Below are 16,722 nucleotides of genomic sequence, written 5' to 3' on the forward strand. Positions count from 1 at the left end.
GGAAGGCTCCCGTCACGACCCGGGGCGCCACGCCGACCGGTGGCCGCGGGCCGCACGGCGATAGCCTGGCGTGCATGACGATGCACCCCATCCGGATCATCGGCGACCCCGTGCTGCGCACCCCCTGCGCGCCGGTCACCAGCTTCGACGCCGAGCTGCGCGCCCTGGTGGCCGACCTGATGGACACCCTGCTCGGCGCGGAGGGCCGGGCCGGCGTCGCGGCCCCGCAGATCGGCGTCAGCGCGCGGGTCTTCGTCTTCGACGCCGACGGCCACCGTGGCCACCTGGTCAACCCGACCCTGGAGCTCTCCGAGGAGCAGCAGGGCGGCGACGAGGGCTGTCTGTCCATCCCCGAGCTCTACTTCCCGACCCCGCGCGCCATGCACGCCACCGCGCACGGCTTCAACCAGTACGGCGAGCCGCTGACCGTCACCGCCAGCGGCTTCCTGGCGCGCGCCCTGCAGCACGAGACCGATCACCTCGACGGCAAGCTGTACGTCGACACGCTGCGCGGACAGACCCGGCGCGAGGCGCTGCGGGAGATCCGGGCGACGCCCTGGAGCCGCGCTAGACGATGATCATCTCCGGGTGCGGGTGGCGCAGGAACTCGTGGTGCGAGATGTCCCAGCCGTACGCGCCGGCCCGCCCGAAGACCAGCACGTCGCCGACGCGTAGCCGCGCGACCGGCTGAGCGCGGGTGAGCACGTCGCGCGGCGTGCACAGCTCGCCGACGGCGTCCACCGGCACGTCGCGCACCTCGGGCCGCGCGAACGGGTACGGCCATCGCTCGACCGGCAGCACCGTGAACGGATGGCTGTAGCCCCATGCCGCCGGTAGCCGGAAGTGGTGGGTGCCGCCGCGCAGCACCGCGAACCACCGCCCGTGGGTGCGCTTCAGGTCGAGCACCTCGGCGGCGTACCAGCCGGCCTCGGCGGCCAGGAACCGTCCCGGCTCGACGACCAGCTCCGCCCCGGTGGGCAGCGCGCCCGGCACCCCGGCCAGACCGGCGCGCAGCGCCGCCAGGTCGAAGCGCCCGTCACCGGCGTAGTCGATCCCCAGGCCGCCGCCCACGTTGACATACGCCAGCGGCAACCCGTGCCGCCCCGCGGTCGCCACCGACCACGCCACCGCGTCCGCGACGAACTCCGCGTACCCGGCCGCGTCCAGGCTGTTCGACACCGCGTGCAGGTGGAAGCCGCGCAGCCGCACCGACGGCAGCGTCTCCGCCAGCGCCAGCACGTCGGCGAGCTGCGTCTCATCGATGCCGAACGGGGTCGGGTTCCCGGTCATCCGGTGGCTGCCGGCCGGTCCCGCCGCCGCCCGGTTGACCCGCAGCGCCGCCGTCGCGGTCGTGGCCGCCCGCTGCGCGGCCAACGCCAGCCGGCGCAGCTCGTGCGCACTCTCCACGTTGACCAGCGCGCCCGCATCGACGGCGGCGCGCAGCTCCGCGTCGGTCTTGCCCGGCCCGCCGAAGACGATCCGTTCCGCCCCGGCGGCGCGTGCCACCGCGAGCTCGCCGCCGGAGGCGACCTCCAGTCCGTCGGTGGCGGCCGCCAGCGTCGCCACCACCTCGGGGTGACCGTTGGCCTTCATCGCGTAGAGCAGCACCGCGCCGGGCGGCAGCGCGGCCCGCACGGCCGCGGCCCGGTCCCGCAGCGCGGCGCGGTCGTAGACGTACGCACAGACCGGGGTGGCCGCGCCCGTCAGCGCAGCGCCGACCCGTTCACCGAACATGCAGCGGATTCTGCACCGGCACGTGCACGTCCCCGCTGCCGACCAGCCGCATCCGCACCAGCGCCTTGTGCGGCACCCGCCCGGCGGTCAGCGCGGCGTGGTCGGCGTCGGCCGCCGCGGCGGTCGCCGGCTCGGCGCGCAGCGGCTCGTAGGCCTCGTCCACCACCCCGCGCACCGCCCGCCAGGCGGCCGCCTCGTCCAGCCCGTGCGACGCCGTCAGCCGCACCACCAGCTCCCCGAGGTGCGCCTGCAACGCGGTGTAGCCGAGCTTGGCGCGCATCACCGGGGCGTCGTCGGTGCCGATCACCGAGCCCGGCCACAACGGCAGCCGAACCCCGGCGGCGGCCAGCCGCGGTCGCAACACCCGCAGCCCGGCGAAGTCGCGCAGCACCAGCCGGTGCGGTGTGCCGTTGACGAAGGTCGGCAGGCAGTTCTGCAGGTGGGCCTCCAGCGCGATGCCGTACCGGGTGGCCAGCCGCAGCAGCGGCGGCAGCAGCAGCCGGGCGTACGCGGTGACGAAGCCGAGCGCGGCCGCCGCCCGCGGCTGTTCGGGCGCGTACCGGTCGACCAGGTCGCCGAGCACGCCCCCCGCGGTCAGCGCCGTGCCCGGCACCACCTGTTCGGCGCCGCTGAGCCGGTCGTCGAGCCCGCCGCGCAGGATCACCGACATGTCCCGGCCCGACCCGGCCGGCACCGCCGCGCCCGCCGTTTCGGGCAGCAACAGCACGCGATCGGCGTCGGGGTCCTCGGCGAACAGCCGCTCCAGCAGCGCCGTGAGCGCCGGCCCGTTACGGGTGCTCGCCACCGAGATGGTCCGCCGGGTCGAGGTGACCTGGATGTCCAGCGACACCTTCAGGTGTCGGCGTCGTCCGTCGCGGCCGGGCGGCAGCAGCAGCGTGCGCAGCGCCGCGGTCGGCGCCGCCGGCAGCGTGCCCTCCAGCGGCCGCAGCGCTCCGGCCGCCACCAGGTCGGCGTAGCGACGCCGCAACACCGCGTCGCGCTGCCAGATGTGCACCGGCTGCACCACGAAGCCCGGCGGCGCGGCCGGCACCTCCGGGTAGGCGTCCGCGAGCGCGGCCCCGACGTCGTCGCCGAGGTGCAGGTCCCGGCGCACCGCGACGAACCCGATCCCGGTCGTGCCCGCCTCCAGGTCGTGCCGCAGCACGTCCGCGACGTCCCAGCCGAGCCGGGTGCGTCCGCACGGGTGCAGATTATGGCCGTCGACCGCCCGCCGCTCCGCGTCCAGGGCCCGCCCGTCGGCGCCGGCCCCGTCCGGCGGCGGCGTCCCACGGGCGTACGCCAGCGCCAGGTTGACCACCGCGTCGGTCAGCTCCCCGGCCAGCGCCGCCCCGCCCCGCCCCACCACCGACGGCGGCAGCAGCGCGGCGGGCTCATCGGCCGGCGCCGCGTCGAACTCGGTCCGGTCGAAGGCGTGCCGCCGGCCCGCGCGGGCGTACCGCTGCCGGGCGTCGCCGATCTGCTCCCGCCACAGCGCCCCGAGCAGCCGCCGTCCCACGGTCTGCGCCGCGCGCGGCAGCGCCGCCCGGAACCCGTCGACCAGCTCGGGCGCGAGCGCGTCGAGTCGCCGTTCGGTCCGTGCGGCGGCCTCGCGTAGGGTGCCGGGGCTGCGCGCCGGCCGGTCGGCGAGCGTCATCGCGCCATGGGGTTGGGCAGTCGCGCCCAGATCGGCTCGAGGGGATCGGAGGCCAGCCGCATCGCGGTGGTCGCCTTCACCGGCAGCGTCGGTCCGGTCAGCACGGCGCGATCGGCCTCCGGCAGCGGCGTCGCGGCGATCGCCGCCCACAGCGTCGCCGGCGCGACGTCGTACGCCCGGGACAGCACCGCGACCTGCTCGCCGAGCACCACCCCGAGCGCGGCCAGCAGGGTGGTCCGCAGCTCCTCCGGGTCGTCGGTGGCCAGATCGCCGTGCAGCGGCGGCGGCTCGACCCCGTGCCGGTGCAGCAGCGCCGGACTGATCCGCACCCCGCCGACGTCCCGGTACATCAGCCGCCGTGGCCGCCCGCCGGCCAGCACCACCAGCGTGTTCTGGCCGTGCGCCTCCAGCGCCACCCCGTGGCGCAGCAGCCACAGCAGCGGCGGCAGCAGCACCCCGGCCAGGTCGGCGAGGAACGCGACCGGGTCCCCGGCGTACCCGAGGGCGACCGCCTCGGTCACCAGCGGCGCTCCGGTCGCGGGGGAGGGGGCCGCGAGCGCGGCCAGCGGCACGGCGTCGCCGGGCGGGGCCTGCCGGACCAGCACGGCGAGGCTGCGGCACGGCTCGCCGTCGACCAGCGCCGCCCCGGCGGCGGTCTCCGGCAGCACGGTGATCGCGTCGAGGGGCCGGGTCAGCTCCGCGAGGAACGCCGTGACCACCGGTCCGTTGCGCAGCGCCGCCGGCGAGACGGTGCGCACCGCGCTGGTCATCTGCACGTCCACCGCGGTCTTCCAGTGCTGGTCCGGATGCGCGACGGGTGCCACGGTGCGCAGCGACATCAGGGGGCGGGCCGGCGCGACCCGGCGGGTCGGGCGCAGCCAGGGGTGCGCGTCGAGCACGTGGTCATGCTGCCACGGGTGCAGCGGCAGCACCGGGGGCAGTCCGGCGCCGGTGGCCAGCCACCGTCGTGCCGGGACCTCGACCAGTCGCAACTCGACGGTGGTCCGGTGCTCCGGGGCGTACGCCAGCACCTCGGCGGTCGACATCGGCAGCCGGGTGCGGCAGCCGGGGTGCAGCGGGTGTCCGTCGACGACGAGCTGTTCCCAGAACGCCGGGTGCGGCGCCGGTCCGGTGAGCGCGGCGGGCCCACCGTGTGGGGCGGGCTGGGCGGCGCGGGCCAGGGCGAGGTTGGCGACGCTGTTGGCCAGCTCGGCGGCGAGGCGCTCGGCCCGGGGCAGGGCGAGCGCGCGCAGCAGCGCGGACGCGTCGTCGTACGGCTGCCCGTCCCACCGCACCGCCAGTCCGGCGGGCGCCGGGGCGAACGGGACGGCGGCGTCGGCGGGGCCGGTCAGTCCCCGCCCGTCGGCGAGGGCGACGGTGACGGCGCCGTCGCGGCTGATCCGGTGGCCGACCCCGTCGATCGGCTCGCGGGCGATCGCGCCCCAGAGCCGGCCGAGGACGGCCGCGCGGGCTCCCGGCAGGGCGGCGGTGTACGGGCCGACCAGCTCGGGTCGCTGCTCGGCCAGGGCGTGCAGGGTGGCGTGCGCGTCCGGCGCCTGCGTCACGGTCTCTCCCGTCGGACGGCCGGAAGGTCCCGGTCTCCGACATTCTTCGCGACTACGCCGTCACCGCGCCAACCGCCCCGGGTCGGGAAACACAGGTACACCTAGCTTCCTAGGACGCTCTAGCGGTTGTGCTTTCCGGCATACCCGCCGGAAAGCACCGACCCAGGGAGGCGACCCGGCCCAGGGGAGTGGGTAGAGGAAAAGGCCATGACAGGGATCGGCGCATTCCGGAGCCCGGCGGCCCGCGCGCGGTTCCATGCCGCGTACGACCGGGCCTTCGAACGGCTGTGGCCGATGCCGGGCGAGGCGCGGGACGTACCGACGTCGTTCGGTACGACGCGGGTGCAGCGGTGCGGACGGGTCGACGGTGAGCCGATGGTGCTGCTGCACGGCGCGGGCGGCAGCTGTCTGTCGTGGCACCGGCACGTGGCGGCGCTCGGGGCCCGGCATCCGCTTGTCGTCGTCGACACGGTCGGCGAGCCGGGCCGGTCGGTGCAGGCGGGCCCGGTGCGGCACGGTCGGGACGGGGCGCGGTGGTTGGCGCAGGTTCTCGACGGCGTGGGCGTGTCCGCCGCGCACCTGGTGGGCTTCTCCTACGGCGGCTGGTTGGCGCTGCAGTTGGCGCTGCACGAACCGGCGCGGGTGCGCACGGTCGCGCTGGTCGACCCGGCCGGTTTCGCCGCGGTGCGGGCGCGGTTCTATCTGTGGCTGGTGGCCAGCGGCTGCGCGGCGCTGACGCCGCCGTCCCTGCGCGACCGTGCGGCCGGCTGGCTGCGTAACGCGACGCTGCGGGACGCGGACCTGGTGCGGCTCGCGGTCGCCGCGGTGGCGTTCCGCCGGCGGCTACCCGTGCCGCGCCCGCTGACCGACGACGAGCTCCGGGCGGTCCGTACGCCGGTGTTGGCGCTGTTCGCACAGCACAGCGCGGTGCACGACGCGCGTCGGGTCCGGGCACGGGCGGCGGCGCTGCTGCCCGTGGTGCGGGCCGAGATCGTGCCGCATGCCGGCCATGCGCTGTTGATGGAGCACCCGGAGCTGGTCACCGCCCGGATCCTCGCGCTGGCGTCGACGTCCTCCCCGGCGGCCGGTCAGGCCAGCCACTGGTCGTAGCCGAGCTTCGCGACCAGCGCGAGCACCACGACGAGCAGCACGATGCGGACGAAGCCGGATCCGCGCCGCAGCGCCATGCGGGCGCCGAGGGTGGCACCGAGGATGTTGCAGGCGGCCATGCCGGCGCCGACGGCCCAGGCGACGTGTCCGGAGGCGGCGAAGACGGCGAGCGCGCCGAGGTTCGTGCCGGCGTTGACGATCTTCGCCATGGCCGAGCCGTGTACGAAGTCGGCGCCGATCAGGGTGGTGAAGGTCAGCACCAGGAAGGTGCCGGTGCCCGGGCCGATCATGCCGTCGTAGAGGGCGATGAGCCCGCCGGCGATGGCGATCGCGGCGGCGGCGCGGCCGCGGGTGCGTTTGTGCGGTTCGGCGACGACGCCGAGGCGGGGCCGGAGCGTGACGAAGAGCGCGACGCTGACGAGCACGGCGAGTACGACGGGTCGGTAGGCGCTGGCCGGGATGCTGCCGGCGAGGGCGGCGCCGACTCCGGCGGTGACGACGGCGAGGGCGGCGGCGGGTCCGGCGAGGCGCCAGTCGAGTTTGGCGCGTCGGGCGTAGGTGAGGGCGGCGGTGCTGGTGCCGGCGATCGCGGCGAGTTTGTTGGTGCCGAGTGCGGTCGCGAGTGGCATGCCGGGTGCGGCGATGAGCAGGGTGGGCAGCAGCAGGAGGCCGCCGCCGCCGACGACGGCGTCGACCCAGCCGGCCGCGGCGGCCGCGGCGAGGAGTGTGCTGAGCGAGCCGATGTCCATGGGCTGGCATTCTTCCGGCCGGGTGGCGGTGGCGCGTCGGGTTGTGTTGCGCCTCACCGGGTGGGGGGTGGTGGGGTCAGCGGCCGCGCCGGCCACGGAGCCAGATGCCGACGGCCCCGCCGGCGACGAAGATCAACATGGAGCACATCAGGGCTTTGACGATCACCTGATCACCATCGCACAGGGTGTCGTGCCCGCCTACCGCTCTATGTACCTCCTCACGGGACCGGCCCCCGGCGGGCGCGGCGTGGGCCGTACGCGCAGGGGGCCGGTGGGCGGGATGAGGGCGGGTCAGGCGCGGTCGGGGTCCTCGTCGTGGGCGCGCAGGGAACCGGGGTGGGCGCGGGCGGCGGGATCGCGGCGCACCTTGATCAGGCTGGCGATGGTGGTGACGGCCAGGACGACGAGGATCACCACGAGGGACACGTTGGTGTGGATCACGGGCACCCGGTCGCTGAGGGTGTGGCCGTAGTGCAGCACGAGCTTCACGCCGATGAAGGCGAGGATGAGCGCGAGCCCGGTGGAGAGATAGACGAGCCGGTCGAGCAGCCCCTTGACGAGGAAGTAGAGGGCGCGCAGGCCGAGCAGGGCGAAGGCATTGGCGACGAAGACGATGTAGGCCTCTTCGGTGACGCCGAAGACGGCGGGGATGGAGTCGAGGGCGAAGAGCAGGTCGCTGCTGCCGATGGCGATCAGCGCGACGAACAGCGGGGTGGCCATGCGTCGGCCGTCGATGCGGGCGAACAGCTTGCCGCCGACGTACTGGTCGGTGAGGGGCAGGACGCGTCGGGTGAGCTTGACCAGGCCGTTGTCCTCGACGCTGGGGTTCTCGTCGCGGTGTCGGAACAGCTGGATCGCGGTGAAGATCAGCAGGAGGCCGAAGATCAGGAACATGAACGTGAAGAGCTGGAGCAGCGCGGCGCCGATGACGATGAAGATCGCGCGCATGATCAGCGCGGTGATGATGCCGAAGGTGAGCACCTTGTGCTGGTGTTCCTCGGGTACCGCGAAGGTGGTCATGATGATGACGAAGACGAACAGGTTGTCGACCGACAGGCTCTTCTCGACGATGTAGCCGGCGAAGTACTGGCTGCCGTACTCGCCGCCGACCTGGGCGGCGAAGACCAGTCCGAAGACGATCGCGACCGCCACGTAGAAGATCGACCAGGTGACGGCCTCCTTGAAGCCGACGGCGTGTGGCCGTATGGCGGCGAGGATCAGGTCGAGGGCGAGCAGCCCGACGATCAGGCCTATGGTGACGACCCAGCCGGTCGTGGTGATCTCCAGTGTTGCGCTCATGGAGTCGATGATGCCCGGCGCGCGCCACCGGAATGACCGACACGGCGGCTTATGTCCGCGATCGGCTGCCGACGGGACCGGCTATTCGGATATGCCGAGGGCGGCGCGGGCCAGGGCGAGCGCCCGGGCGGGATCGATCCCGAGCTCGCGGATGCGCGCGGCGTACTGGGCGGCCAGCGCCTCGGCCTCGGCGGGCACGCCGGCGGCGCGGTGGGTGACGAAGGTGCCGTGCCGGCCGCGGGTTTGTACCAGCCCCGCCTGCTCGAGCTCCCGGTAGGCGCGGGCGACGGTGTTGACGGCCAGGCCGAGTTCGTCGGCGAGCTGGCGTACGGTCGGCAGCCGGGCGCCGGCGGCCAGGTGTCCGGCGGCGGCGAGCGCGGCGATCTGGGTGCGGATCTGCTCGTAGGGGGCGACCGCCGAGCCGGGGTCGATGCGCAGGGCGGTGGCGACCATGGGGGTCAGCTCGCCCGGGCGGCGGTGGGCCCGAGGTCGCCGGCGCGGTGGTGTCGCCGGCACAGCACCTGGTAGCGGACGTCGGCGTGGTCGACGGTGTCGCCGATGACGACCTGTGCGCCCTCGCGGGCGACGGCGCCGGCGACGACGCGGGCGTTGAGGTGCCCCTGGCGTCCGCACCAGCACAGCACCTCGACCTGGATGCGGGAGACCTCGTCGGCGAGTTCGAACAGCCGCTGCGCGGCCGGGAACAGCGCGGAGCGGAAGTCGGTGGCCAGGCCGAAGGCGAACACGTCGACGTCGTAGCTGTCGACCAGGTCGGCCATCTGCTCGACCTGCGCCACCGTGTAGAAGCAGGCCTCGTCGCAGATGAGGTAGTCGACGCGGAACCCGTCGGCCCAGCGGCTGCGCACCAGGGCCCGCAGGTCCAGGTCGTCGGTGACCTCGATCGCCGAGTGCGCCAGCCCGATGCGGGTGGTGACCTGCGGGCCCAGCGAGCGGTCGTTGCGGGTGAGCACGAGTCCGCGGCGGCCCTGCCGGGCGTGGTTGTGGTCCATTTGCAGGGCGAGGGTGGACTTGCCGCAGTCCATGGGGCCCCAGAAGAACTTCAGGGCGGCGCCGTGGCGCAGCCGGCCGTCACCGGCGGCCAGGCAGGCGGGGGACAGGGCGGAGTCGTCGGTCACGGTCGGGCAGCCTAGCGCACGGTGTGCGACCGGCCCCTTGCCAGTTGTGCGGCGCGGGGCGAGGGGCCGGTCACACTGTCACAGCACCCGTGGCGGTGTGTTGCCGGCGGCGATGATCGCGCGGCGGACCGGCACGGCGAGCAGCGCGACGAAGCCGACGACGAAGAACGTGATCAGTGAGATGATCGCGACCCGGTAGCTCTGGGTCGCCCCGTACGCCAGGCCGAACAGCAGCGGCCCGAGCCAGCTGGTGCCCTTGTCGGAGATCTCGTACAGCCCGAAGTACTCGCCTTCCTTACCCTTCGGGATGAGCTGGCTGAACAGCGACCGGCTCAGCGCCTGACTGCCGCCGAGCACGATGCCGATGGCACCGCCCAGCAGCACGAACGGCACCGCCCGGCCGGCGGGCAGCAGGTAGGCGGCGATGAGCACGACGGTCCAGAGCACCAGGCTGATCAGCACGGTCTTCCAGGCGCCGATGCGCTTGGCGAGGGCGCCGAGCCCCATCGCGCCGAAGAACGCCAGGAACTGCACCATCAGGATGGTGGGCACCAGCACCTCGTCGGGGAGCTTGAGCTCCTCGGTGCCGTAGACGCTGGCCAGCGCGATGACGGTCTGGATGCCGTCGTTGTAGACCAGGTAGGCGACCAGGAAGAACAGCGTCAGCGGGTACGCCTTGAGGCCGCGCAGGGTGTGCCACAGCTGCCGGAACCCGTCGGTGAGCACGGAGCCGCGCGCCGGCCCGGCGGCGGGGGGCCGGTTGCGCAGCCGGCGCAGCGGCAGCGTGGTGAACAGCGCCCACCACAGGCCCGCCGAGACGATGCTGTAGCGGGCGACGTCGCCGGTGCTGAGCCCGAGGCGGTCCTTGAAGGCGACGGCGACGACGTTGAGCGCCAGCAGGGTGCCGCCACCGAGATACCCGAACGCCCAGCCGCGGCTGGAGACCCCGTCGCGTTCCTCCGGCCCGGCCAGTTGCGGCAGGAACGAGTTGTAGACCACCACGCTGGCGCCGAACGCGATGTTGGCCAGCAGGAACAGGCCCGCGCCGAGCAGGTAGCGCTCGCCGGTGAGGAACAGCATCCCGGCGGTGGCGGCGGCGCCGAGGTAGGCGAAGGACGCCAGCAGCTGCTTCTTGTGCGGCGAGCGGTCGGCGATCGCGCCGACGACCGGCAGCACGAACACGGTGAGGAACACCGACAGCGACACGGTGTACGGGAACAGCGAGCCGGGATAGATGGCGAAGCCGAGCACGTCGATGGTGCGCCCGGTGCACGGGTCGTCGCCCGCGCAGCCGGCGGCGGTCTTGGCGATCGCGGTCAGGTAGGGGCCGAGGAAGACCGTGACGACGGTCGTGGAGAAGGCGGAGTTGGCCCAGTCGTAGAAGTACCACCCGACGCGCTCGCTGCGGCTGCTGGCGGGGGGAACCTCCACAGCGGAGGTGGTGGTGTCGACCATCGACATCCTTCTCGAAGTGGGGGCGGGCTCCGGTCGGCCGACCTCAGGCGGTGGGGTCGGCCGGCCAGAGGCCGCGGCTGGCGTAGGCGTCGCGCAGCACGTCGACGTGATCGGTCATGATGCCATCCACGCCCAGATCCAGTAACTCGTGCATCTCGGCGGGTTCGTCGATCGTCCAGACGTGCACGTGCAGTCCCAGGCGGTGGGCGTACTCGACGAAGCGGCGGTCGACGACGCGCAGCCGCCCGTACCAGACGGGCACCTGGGCGGCGACCACCGACGGCGGCAGCCGCAGCCGGCGGCCGGTGACCGAGGCGATGCGCAGCCGGGCGACGCCGCGCATGCCCAGCGAGGTCGCCACGGAGGGCCCGGCCAGTGAGCGCAGCCGGTGCAGCCGCCGGTCGCTGAACGAGGCGAGCAGCACGCGGTCGGTCGCGCCGGCCCGCTGGATGGTCTGCACGGCGGGGTGCACGCCGGTGTCGGCCTTGACGTCGATGTTGAACCGCACCGTCGGCCAGGCGTCGAGGACGTCGTCGAGCCGGGGCACGGCGGCGGCGCCGCCGACCCGGACGGTGGCCAGGTCGGCCCAGCGCAGCCGGGCGATGCTGCCTTTGTGGCCGGTCACCCGTTCCAGCGTCGGATCGTGGAAGATCACCGCGACGCCGTCGGCGGTGCCGTGCACGTCGGTCTCCACGTACCGGTAGCCGAGCGCGACGGCGCGGGCGAACGCCTCGGCGGTGTTCTCGTCGCCGTGCGCGGCGCCCCCGCGATGCGCGAACGCCAGCGGGGTGGGAGCGTCCAGGTAGCGGGCGGGCACGCAGCGCAGTATGCCCTGTCGCGGCGACATCCCGGCGAACGCGGATTGACACTGTTGCCCCGGCGCGTGCGGGGGCGGGTCGGCGGCGCGCTGTGCGATCCTGCCCCGGTGCAGGCGGCCACGTGGCGTTTTCCGCTGGCGGTCGGCTTCGAGCGCACCCGCAGGTCACGGATCGTGACGCTGTCGGTTCTCGGGGCGATGGCCGTCGGGGTAGCCGGCGGGGTGGGCTACGCGGTGGGGCGGATGGCGGTCTGGGCGTTCGCCTGTCCCGGCCGGCATCCGTACCTGCAGCCGGTGGCCGTCGTGCCGGCGGTGATCGCGGCGGCGGTGGTCGCGGGCGGCGCGGCGGTGATGATCGCGTTCGTGGGCCGGACGGGGGCGTGGCTGGAGGGCACGTTCCTGACGGTGCGCAACCTGACGGCGCGGACGGTGAACCTCGCCGCGGCGCGCGCGGTGATCCTGGCCCCCACCGCCCACGGCCCGCCCCCGGACGCGGCGCCGCCGCCGGTCGGCGGCGTGCGGGACACGCCGGTGCTGACGGTGGTGACCGACGCCGCGACGGTGCGGTTGCGGCTGCGCAGCCGCGACGGCGCCCTGCTGCCGCCGGCCCAGCTGCGGGTGTTGGCCGACGTGCTGGCGGTGGCGCGCTGTCCGGGCGGGGCGGAGGCGGTCGCCCGGCTGCGGGCGATGGCCGCCGATCCCCACACGCTGCTGTGGTGAGAGTGATCCGCCGGCCGGCCGCCAGACAAGTGTCGACTTTCCGGCATTTGGCCGGTGGCCGTGGTACCCGCCGACCGACCGCTGCGACAGAATCCCTGCTCACGAGCGGTGACGGCCGCCGAGCGGCGGTCGCGGCGCCGGGCGCGGGCAGAATCCATGACTCCTCAACGGCCCTACGGTCGGTGACAATGGCGAAGACCCGGCGTCACAGTGGCGGGCCGGTCCGATCGATCGGGCCCCGGCACGAGGCCACACCGCCGGCGCGCACAGTATGAATATCCTGCCGGCGCAGGATCCCAATGTTCGTGCCGCCGTCGTGTGGGCGCGGTGGCCGCGGACCGTGGCGGGAGGGATCAGTGCGACACGCACTCGCCGATCGTGACCGGGCTGGGGGGCCCGGCCGCGTCACCCAGCAGGTCGTCGCTCTCGCGACGGCACACCAGCACGTCGTCGCCACCGCGACGGCACACCAGAAGGTCGTCGCCCTCGCGACGGCACCACAGCACGTCGCCACTGCGGCGGCGCGACCGCGCGCACCCGGCGCGCAGCCCGATGGTGCGGCCGCGTCGTCGGGGGCCGCGCCGTGAGCGCCGCCGACCCGCCCCGCTACGTGCTGGGCTCGCCGGCCGACGCCACGACCGTGCTGCGGCGGCTGGCGCGCTCCGGCTGGGCGACCCGGGAGGGGTTCGGGCTGCCGGAGGCGCCGTGGGACGTCAGCGGCCGCCAGTTGGTGCTCTTCGGGCGGGTCGCCGACCAGGCCACCGCCGGGCAGGCGGTGCTCGCCGCCGCCCGCGGCGCCGGTCTGGTGGTCATCGCCGACGTGGCCGCCGACGTCGGGCGGGCACTGGTCGAGGAGCTGACCCGGCTGGGGGCGCTGTGCCGGGACCCGCGGGAGGAGCCGCCCGGCGAGCGCGCCGGGGTGGCGCGGCTGGTGCCCGAGCAGCGGGCGCTGCTGGAGCGGCTGGCCAACGGCGAGACCATCGCCGCCGCCGCGGCCGCGGAGTTCCTGTCGCTGCGCACCGCCAACCGGCGGATCGCGCAGGCCCGCGCCATGCTCGGCGCGCGCACCACCCGGGAGGCCGTGCTGGCGTACCTGCGTCAGCGTCCGCCCTCGTAACGCGGGCCCGCCGCGGGCGTGCGTCAGCCGCGGCGGTGCTGGCGGGCGGTGTCGCTGGGCCGGGTCGGGTCGACGTGGCGCGGGCGGTCGGGTTCGTCGGGGCGCAGCGGGGCCAGGGTGTCGGTGAGGGCGTCGATGATCCGGTCGGTGGCGCGCCGGGCGTGGCCGGGTCGGTCCGGTTCCAGGTCGGACAGGTCCACGGGCGCGCCGAAGTGCACCCGGATCACCGGCCGGCGCAGCAGCGCCCGCAGCACCGCCGGCAGCAGTCCCCTCGGGGTGGCGTACGGCAGCACGGTGTGTGCGCCCCACTGGGCGACGGGCACCACGGCGGCGCCGCTGGCGAACGCGAGCCGGGCGGTGCCGGTCTTGCCGCGCTCGGGCCACATGCCGGGGTCGAGGCCGATGCGCCCCTCCGGGTAGACGAGCACCGCCGATCCGCCGGCCACAGCGGCGGCCGCGGCGGGCAGCGCCTCGGCGACCGTGGCGGTGGCCCGGTCGACGCGGATGTGTCCGCTGTGCCGCATCACCGCGCCGACGACCGGGGCGCGGAACAGCCCTCCGGTGGCCATGATCCGCGGCGCGATGCCGCGTGCCCGGCAGGCGGCGGTCAGCACGATCGGGTCGAACGGGCTGATGTGGTTGGCGGCCAGGATCAGCGGCCCGCGGCGCAGGTCGTCGGGCACGTCGCCGGTGACCCGCAGTCGGGCCAGCAGCGCGACCACCACACGGGCGACGAGCTGGAGAAACAGCCACAGCCGGGGTGGCTGCCAGGGGGTGGGGGCGTCCATCAGCGGTGATGGTCGCACGGTCCGGAGCGCCGCGTGCAGAGGGGCCGAAGGTCGGCGGCCGTCTCGGGACCGGAGGCCCTGGGAACCGAACTACGACGGTAGGTAGTATTTACTACGTCCCGTAGTAAATACCTGGGAGTTGCCGTGGACGCCCTCGATGTCGCCCGGTGGCAGTTCGGTGTCACCACCGTCTACCACTACCTGTTCGTCCCCCTGACCATCGGGCTGTCGCTGCTGGTCGCGATCCTGCAGACCGTCTGGCTGCGCACCGGCGACGAGCGCTATCTCAAGCTCACCAAGTTCTACGGCAAACTCTTCCTGATCAACTTCGCGATGGGCATCGTCACCGGCATCGTGCAGGAGTTCCAGTTCGGCATGAACTGGAGCGACTACTCCCGGTTCGTGGGCGACATCTTCGGCGCCCCGCTGGCCATCGAGGCGCTGCTGGCGTTCTTCCTCGAATCCACCTTCCTCGGCCTGTGGATCTTCGGCTGGGACCGGCTGCCCCGGCTCGTGCACCTGGCCACCATCTGGATCGCCGCGCTCGGCAGCATGCTCAGCGCCTACTTCATCCTCGCGGCCAACTCCTGGATGCAGAACCCGGTCGGCTACCGGATCAACCCCGACACCGGCCGGGCCGAGCTGACCGACTTCGTCGCCGTGCTGACCAACAAGGTCGCCCTGGTCACCTTCCCGCACACCATCGCCGGCTGCTTCCTGGTCGCCGGCGCGCTCATGGTCTGCGTCGCGCTGTGGCACCTCATCCGCCACCCCGGCAACCCCGACGCCGGCGCCTACCGCGTCGCCAGCAAAATCGGCGCCTGGACCACCCTGATCGCCGCCGTCGTCGTGACCATCACCGGCGACATCCAGGGCAAGATCATGACCGAGGTGCAGCCCATGAAGATGGCCGCCGCCGAAGGGCTCTACGACACCGAGAGCCCGGCCGCCTTCTCCGTGCTCACCATCGGCACCCTCGACGGCAGCCGCGAGCTGTACGCGCTGAAGATCCCCGGCCTGCTGTCGTTCCTCGGCACCGGCAGCTTCGACGGCGAGGTCCGCGGCATCAGCGACCTGCAGGCCCAGTACGCCGCCCAGTACGGCCCCGGCAACTACACCCCGATCATCCCGGTCACCTACTGGAGCTTCCGCTTCATGATCGCGTTCGGGATGGCGGCCGCCGCGATCGCGCTCTGGGCGCTGTGGGCGCAGCGCCGGGGCCGCACCCCCACCTCGAAGTGGCTGCTGCGCGCCGGCCTGATCATGCCCGCGCTGCCGCTGGCCGCCAACTCCTTCGGCTGGATCTTCACCGAGATGGGCCGGCAGCCCTGGATCGTCTTCGGCGAGATGCTCACCCGCGACGGCGTGTCCATCAGCGTCTCCCTCGCCGAGGTGCTGACCTCCTTCACCGCCTTCACGCTCGTCTACGCCACGCTGGCCATCGTCGAGTTCCGGCTGCTCGTGCGCTACGCCAGGGCCGGGCTGCCGGAGCTCGCCCCACCACCGGAGCCCGACCGCGACGACGACGACGCCGACCGGCCGCTGGCCTTCGCCTACTAGGAGACCGCCGTGGAACTCACCACCGTCTGGTTCCTGCTCATCGCCGTGCTGTTCACCGGATACTTCATCCTGGAGGGCTTCGACTTCGGCGTCGGCATGCTGCTGCCGGTGCTCGGCCGCGACGACCGCGAACGCCGCGTGCTGATCAACACCATCGGCCCGGTCTGGGACGGCAACGAGGTCTGGCTGATCACCGCCGGCGGCGCGCTGTTCGCCGCCTTCCCCGAGTGGTACGCCACCCTGTTCTCCGGCTTCTACCTGCCGCTGCTGGCCATCCTGATCGCGCTGATCCTGCGCGGTGTCGCCTTCGAGTACCGCCACAAGCGTCCCGAGCGCTCCTGGAAGGCCCGCTGGGACGCGGCCATCATCGTCGGCTCGGCGGTGCCGGCCGTGCTGTGGGGTGTCGCGTTCGCCAACATCGTGCGCGGGGTGCCGCTGGACGCCGACCACGAGTACGTCGGCGGCCTGCTCGACCTGCTCAGCCCGTACGCCCTGCTCGGCGGCGCGACCACCGCGGCGCTGTTCCTCAGCCACGGCGCGCTGTTCGTGGCGCTCAAGACCACCGGCGACATCCGGGCGCGCGCCAACCGGCTCGCCGGCCGGGTCGGCGTGGTCGCCGCCGCGCTCGCCGTGGCGTTCCTGGCCTGGACGCTGACGCTGCGCAGCAGCCCGGCCGCCGTCGCGCTCGCCGCGGTCGCGGCGAGCGCGCTGATCGCGGCGCTGGCCGCCAACCGGGTACGCCGGGAGGGCCGCGCCTTCGCCGGCACCGCCACCGCGATCGGCCTGACCGTGGCGGCGCTGTTCGCCGCGCTGTTCCCGACCGTGCTGCCCTCGACGCTGGACGCGGCCGGCACCCTCACCGTCGACAACGCCGCCTCCAGCCCCTACACGCTGACCATCATGTCCTGGGTGGCGCTGGTGTTCACCCCGATCGTGCTGCTCTACCAGGGGTGGACGTACTGGGTGTTCCGCCGGCGCATCGGGGTGGCCAACATCCCCGACTGACGCGGCGCGCGCG

General features: G+C 74.0%; 17 protein-coding genes. 6 read left to right on the plus strand and 11 right to left on the minus strand.

What is annotated here, in order from left to right; translation table 11 throughout:
* The first annotated feature begins 74 nt into the window (after nt 1–74).
* A complete protein-coding gene (gene def / locus BLW47_RS13930) occupies nt 75–578 on the plus strand; it encodes a peptide deformylase (RefSeq protein WP_091556360.1) in 504 nt (167 codons plus the stop codon).
* On the opposite strand, the gene BLW47_RS13935 is transcribed toward def, so the two are convergent.
* The 3 genes from BLW47_RS13935 to BLW47_RS13945 are packed head-to-tail and all read right to left on the minus strand — an operon-like array spanning nt 568 to nt 4,953.
* Nucleotides 568–1,734, minus strand: coding sequence for an alanine racemase (locus tag BLW47_RS13935; RefSeq protein ID WP_091556362.1), 1,167 nt, complete (start codon nt 1,732–1,734; stop codon nt 568–570). The genes def and BLW47_RS13935 overlap by 11 nt on opposite strands.
* A complete protein-coding gene (locus BLW47_RS13940) occupies nt 1,724–3,388 on the minus strand; it encodes an IucA/IucC family protein (protein WP_091556364.1) in 1,665 nt (554 codons plus the stop codon). Before BLW47_RS13940 ends, BLW47_RS13935 begins: the two co-directional genes overlap by 11 nt.
* The gene (locus BLW47_RS13945; RefSeq protein ID WP_217634847.1) at nt 3,385–4,953 is read right to left on the minus strand and encodes an IucA/IucC family protein; all 1,569 of its coding nucleotides are present in this window, start codon (nt 4,951–4,953) and stop codon (nt 3,385–3,387) included. Before BLW47_RS13945 ends, BLW47_RS13940 begins: the two co-directional genes overlap by 4 nt.
* Before the next feature lie 207 nt (nt 4,954–5,160).
* Between BLW47_RS13945 and BLW47_RS13950 the strand changes: the two genes are divergently transcribed.
* Entirely contained in the window at nt 5,161–6,063 is a 903-nt protein-coding gene (locus BLW47_RS13950) for an alpha/beta fold hydrolase (RefSeq protein WP_091556366.1), read from the plus strand.
* On the opposite strand, the gene BLW47_RS13955 is transcribed toward BLW47_RS13950, so the two are convergent.
* The 6 genes from BLW47_RS13955 to BLW47_RS13980 all read right to left on the minus strand — a co-directional run bounded on the left by BLW47_RS13955 (nt 6,042) and on the right by BLW47_RS13980 (nt 11,519).
* Complete coding sequence (locus BLW47_RS13955) at nt 6,042–6,812, minus strand: sulfite exporter TauE/SafE family protein (protein WP_091556369.1); 771 nt, start codon at nt 6,810–6,812, stop codon at nt 6,042–6,044. The genes BLW47_RS13950 and BLW47_RS13955 overlap by 22 nt on opposite strands.
* Before the next feature lie 291 nt (nt 6,813–7,103).
* Nucleotides 7,104–8,111, minus strand: coding sequence for a TerC/Alx family metal homeostasis membrane protein (locus BLW47_RS13960; RefSeq protein ID WP_091556371.1), 1,008 nt, complete (start codon nt 8,109–8,111; stop codon nt 7,104–7,106).
* A gap of 81 nt (nt 8,112–8,192) precedes the next feature.
* Nucleotides 8,193–8,564, minus strand: coding sequence for a GntR family transcriptional regulator (locus BLW47_RS13965; protein WP_091556373.1), 372 nt, complete (start codon nt 8,562–8,564; stop codon nt 8,193–8,195).
* Nucleotides 8,565–8,569: 5 nt separating this feature from the next.
* Nucleotides 8,570–9,247 carry a thymidine kinase gene (locus BLW47_RS13970; protein ID WP_091556375.1) on the minus strand — a complete coding sequence of 226 codons (678 nt, stop codon included), beginning with the start codon at nt 9,245–9,247 and terminating at the stop codon, nt 8,570–8,572.
* Nucleotides 9,248–9,325: 78 nt separating this feature from the next.
* Entirely contained in the window at nt 9,326–10,702 is a 1,377-nt protein-coding gene (locus BLW47_RS13975) for an MFS transporter (RefSeq protein ID WP_091556798.1), read from the minus strand.
* A gap of 43 nt (nt 10,703–10,745) precedes the next feature.
* A complete protein-coding gene (locus tag BLW47_RS13980) occupies nt 10,746–11,519 on the minus strand; it encodes a glycerophosphodiester phosphodiesterase family protein (protein ID WP_245736632.1) in 774 nt (257 codons plus the stop codon).
* 108 nt (nt 11,520–11,627) lie between these two features.
* Here BLW47_RS13980 and BLW47_RS13985 point away from each other — a divergent pair, with 108 nt between their 5' ends.
* Entirely contained in the window at nt 11,628–12,239 is a 612-nt protein-coding gene (locus BLW47_RS13985) for a hypothetical protein (RefSeq protein WP_139307292.1), read from the plus strand.
* A gap of 353 nt (nt 12,240–12,592) precedes the next feature.
* Here BLW47_RS13985 and BLW47_RS25120 read toward each other — a convergent pair whose 3' ends face one another.
* Nucleotides 12,593–12,745: a hypothetical protein gene (locus BLW47_RS25120; protein WP_175543626.1), complete on the minus strand. Its 153-nt coding sequence runs from the start codon at nt 12,743–12,745 to the stop codon at nt 12,593–12,595.
* A gap of 77 nt (nt 12,746–12,822) precedes the next feature.
* On the opposite strand from BLW47_RS25120, the gene BLW47_RS13990 reads away from it, so the two are divergent.
* Nucleotides 12,823–13,356, plus strand: a complete 534-nt coding sequence (locus tag BLW47_RS13990; RefSeq protein ID WP_091556380.1) for a LuxR family transcriptional regulator — start codon at nt 12,823–12,825, stop codon at nt 13,354–13,356.
* Between the two features lie 23 nt (nt 13,357–13,379).
* Here the strand turns inward: BLW47_RS13990 and BLW47_RS13995 are convergent, their stop codons facing one another.
* Nucleotides 13,380–14,144: a lysophospholipid acyltransferase family protein gene (locus BLW47_RS13995; protein ID WP_091556382.1), complete on the minus strand. Its 765-nt coding sequence runs from the start codon at nt 14,142–14,144 to the stop codon at nt 13,380–13,382.
* Between the two features lie 144 nt (nt 14,145–14,288).
* Here BLW47_RS13995 and BLW47_RS14000 point away from each other — a divergent pair, with 144 nt between their 5' ends.
* Together BLW47_RS14000 and cydB are read left to right on the plus strand one after the other, a co-directional pair.
* A complete protein-coding gene (locus BLW47_RS14000) occupies nt 14,289–15,704 on the plus strand; it encodes a cytochrome ubiquinol oxidase subunit I (RefSeq protein WP_091556385.1) in 1,416 nt (471 codons plus the stop codon).
* A 9-nt stretch (nt 15,705–15,713) separates the two neighbouring features.
* Nucleotides 15,714–16,709, plus strand: a complete 996-nt coding sequence (gene cydB, locus BLW47_RS14005) for a cytochrome d ubiquinol oxidase subunit II (RefSeq protein WP_091556387.1) — start codon at nt 15,714–15,716, stop codon at nt 16,707–16,709.
* Nucleotides 16,710–16,722: the final 13 nt, after the last annotated feature.

The organism is Micromonospora pattaloongensis, assembly GCF_900107255.1.
GTDB classification, from domain to species: domain Bacteria; phylum Actinomycetota; class Actinomycetes; order Mycobacteriales; family Micromonosporaceae; genus Micromonospora_I; species Micromonospora_I pattaloongensis.

Excerpts from the sequence above, each read along its gene's own strand:
- def (WP_091556360.1), top strand. The coding sequence starts at position 75 with ATGACGATGCACCCCATCCGGATCATCGGCGACCCCGTGCTGCGCACC.
- BLW47_RS13935 (WP_091556362.1), bottom strand. The coding sequence starts at position 1,734 with ATGTTCGGTGAACGGGTCGGCGCTGCGCTGACGGGCGCGGCCACCCCG.
- BLW47_RS13940 (WP_091556364.1), bottom strand. The coding sequence starts at position 3,388 with ATGACGCTCGCCGACCGGCCGGCGCGCAGCCCCGGCACCCTACGCGAG.
- BLW47_RS13950 (WP_091556366.1), top strand. The coding sequence starts at position 5,161 with ATGACAGGGATCGGCGCATTCCGGAGCCCGGCGGCCCGCGCGCGGTTC.
- BLW47_RS13955 (WP_091556369.1), bottom strand. The coding sequence starts at position 6,812 with ATGGACATCGGCTCGCTCAGCACACTCCTCGCCGCGGCCGCCGCGGCC.
- BLW47_RS13960 (WP_091556371.1), bottom strand. The coding sequence starts at position 8,111 with ATGAGCGCAACACTGGAGATCACCACGACCGGCTGGGTCGTCACCATA.
- BLW47_RS13965 (WP_091556373.1), bottom strand. The coding sequence starts at position 8,564 with ATGGTCGCCACCGCCCTGCGCATCGACCCCGGCTCGGCGGTCGCCCCC.
- BLW47_RS13975 (WP_091556798.1), bottom strand. The coding sequence starts at position 10,702 with ATGGTCGACACCACCACCTCCGCTGTGGAGGTTCCCCCCGCCAGCAGC.
- BLW47_RS13995 (WP_091556382.1), bottom strand. The coding sequence starts at position 14,144 with ATGGACGCCCCCACCCCCTGGCAGCCACCCCGGCTGTGGCTGTTTCTC.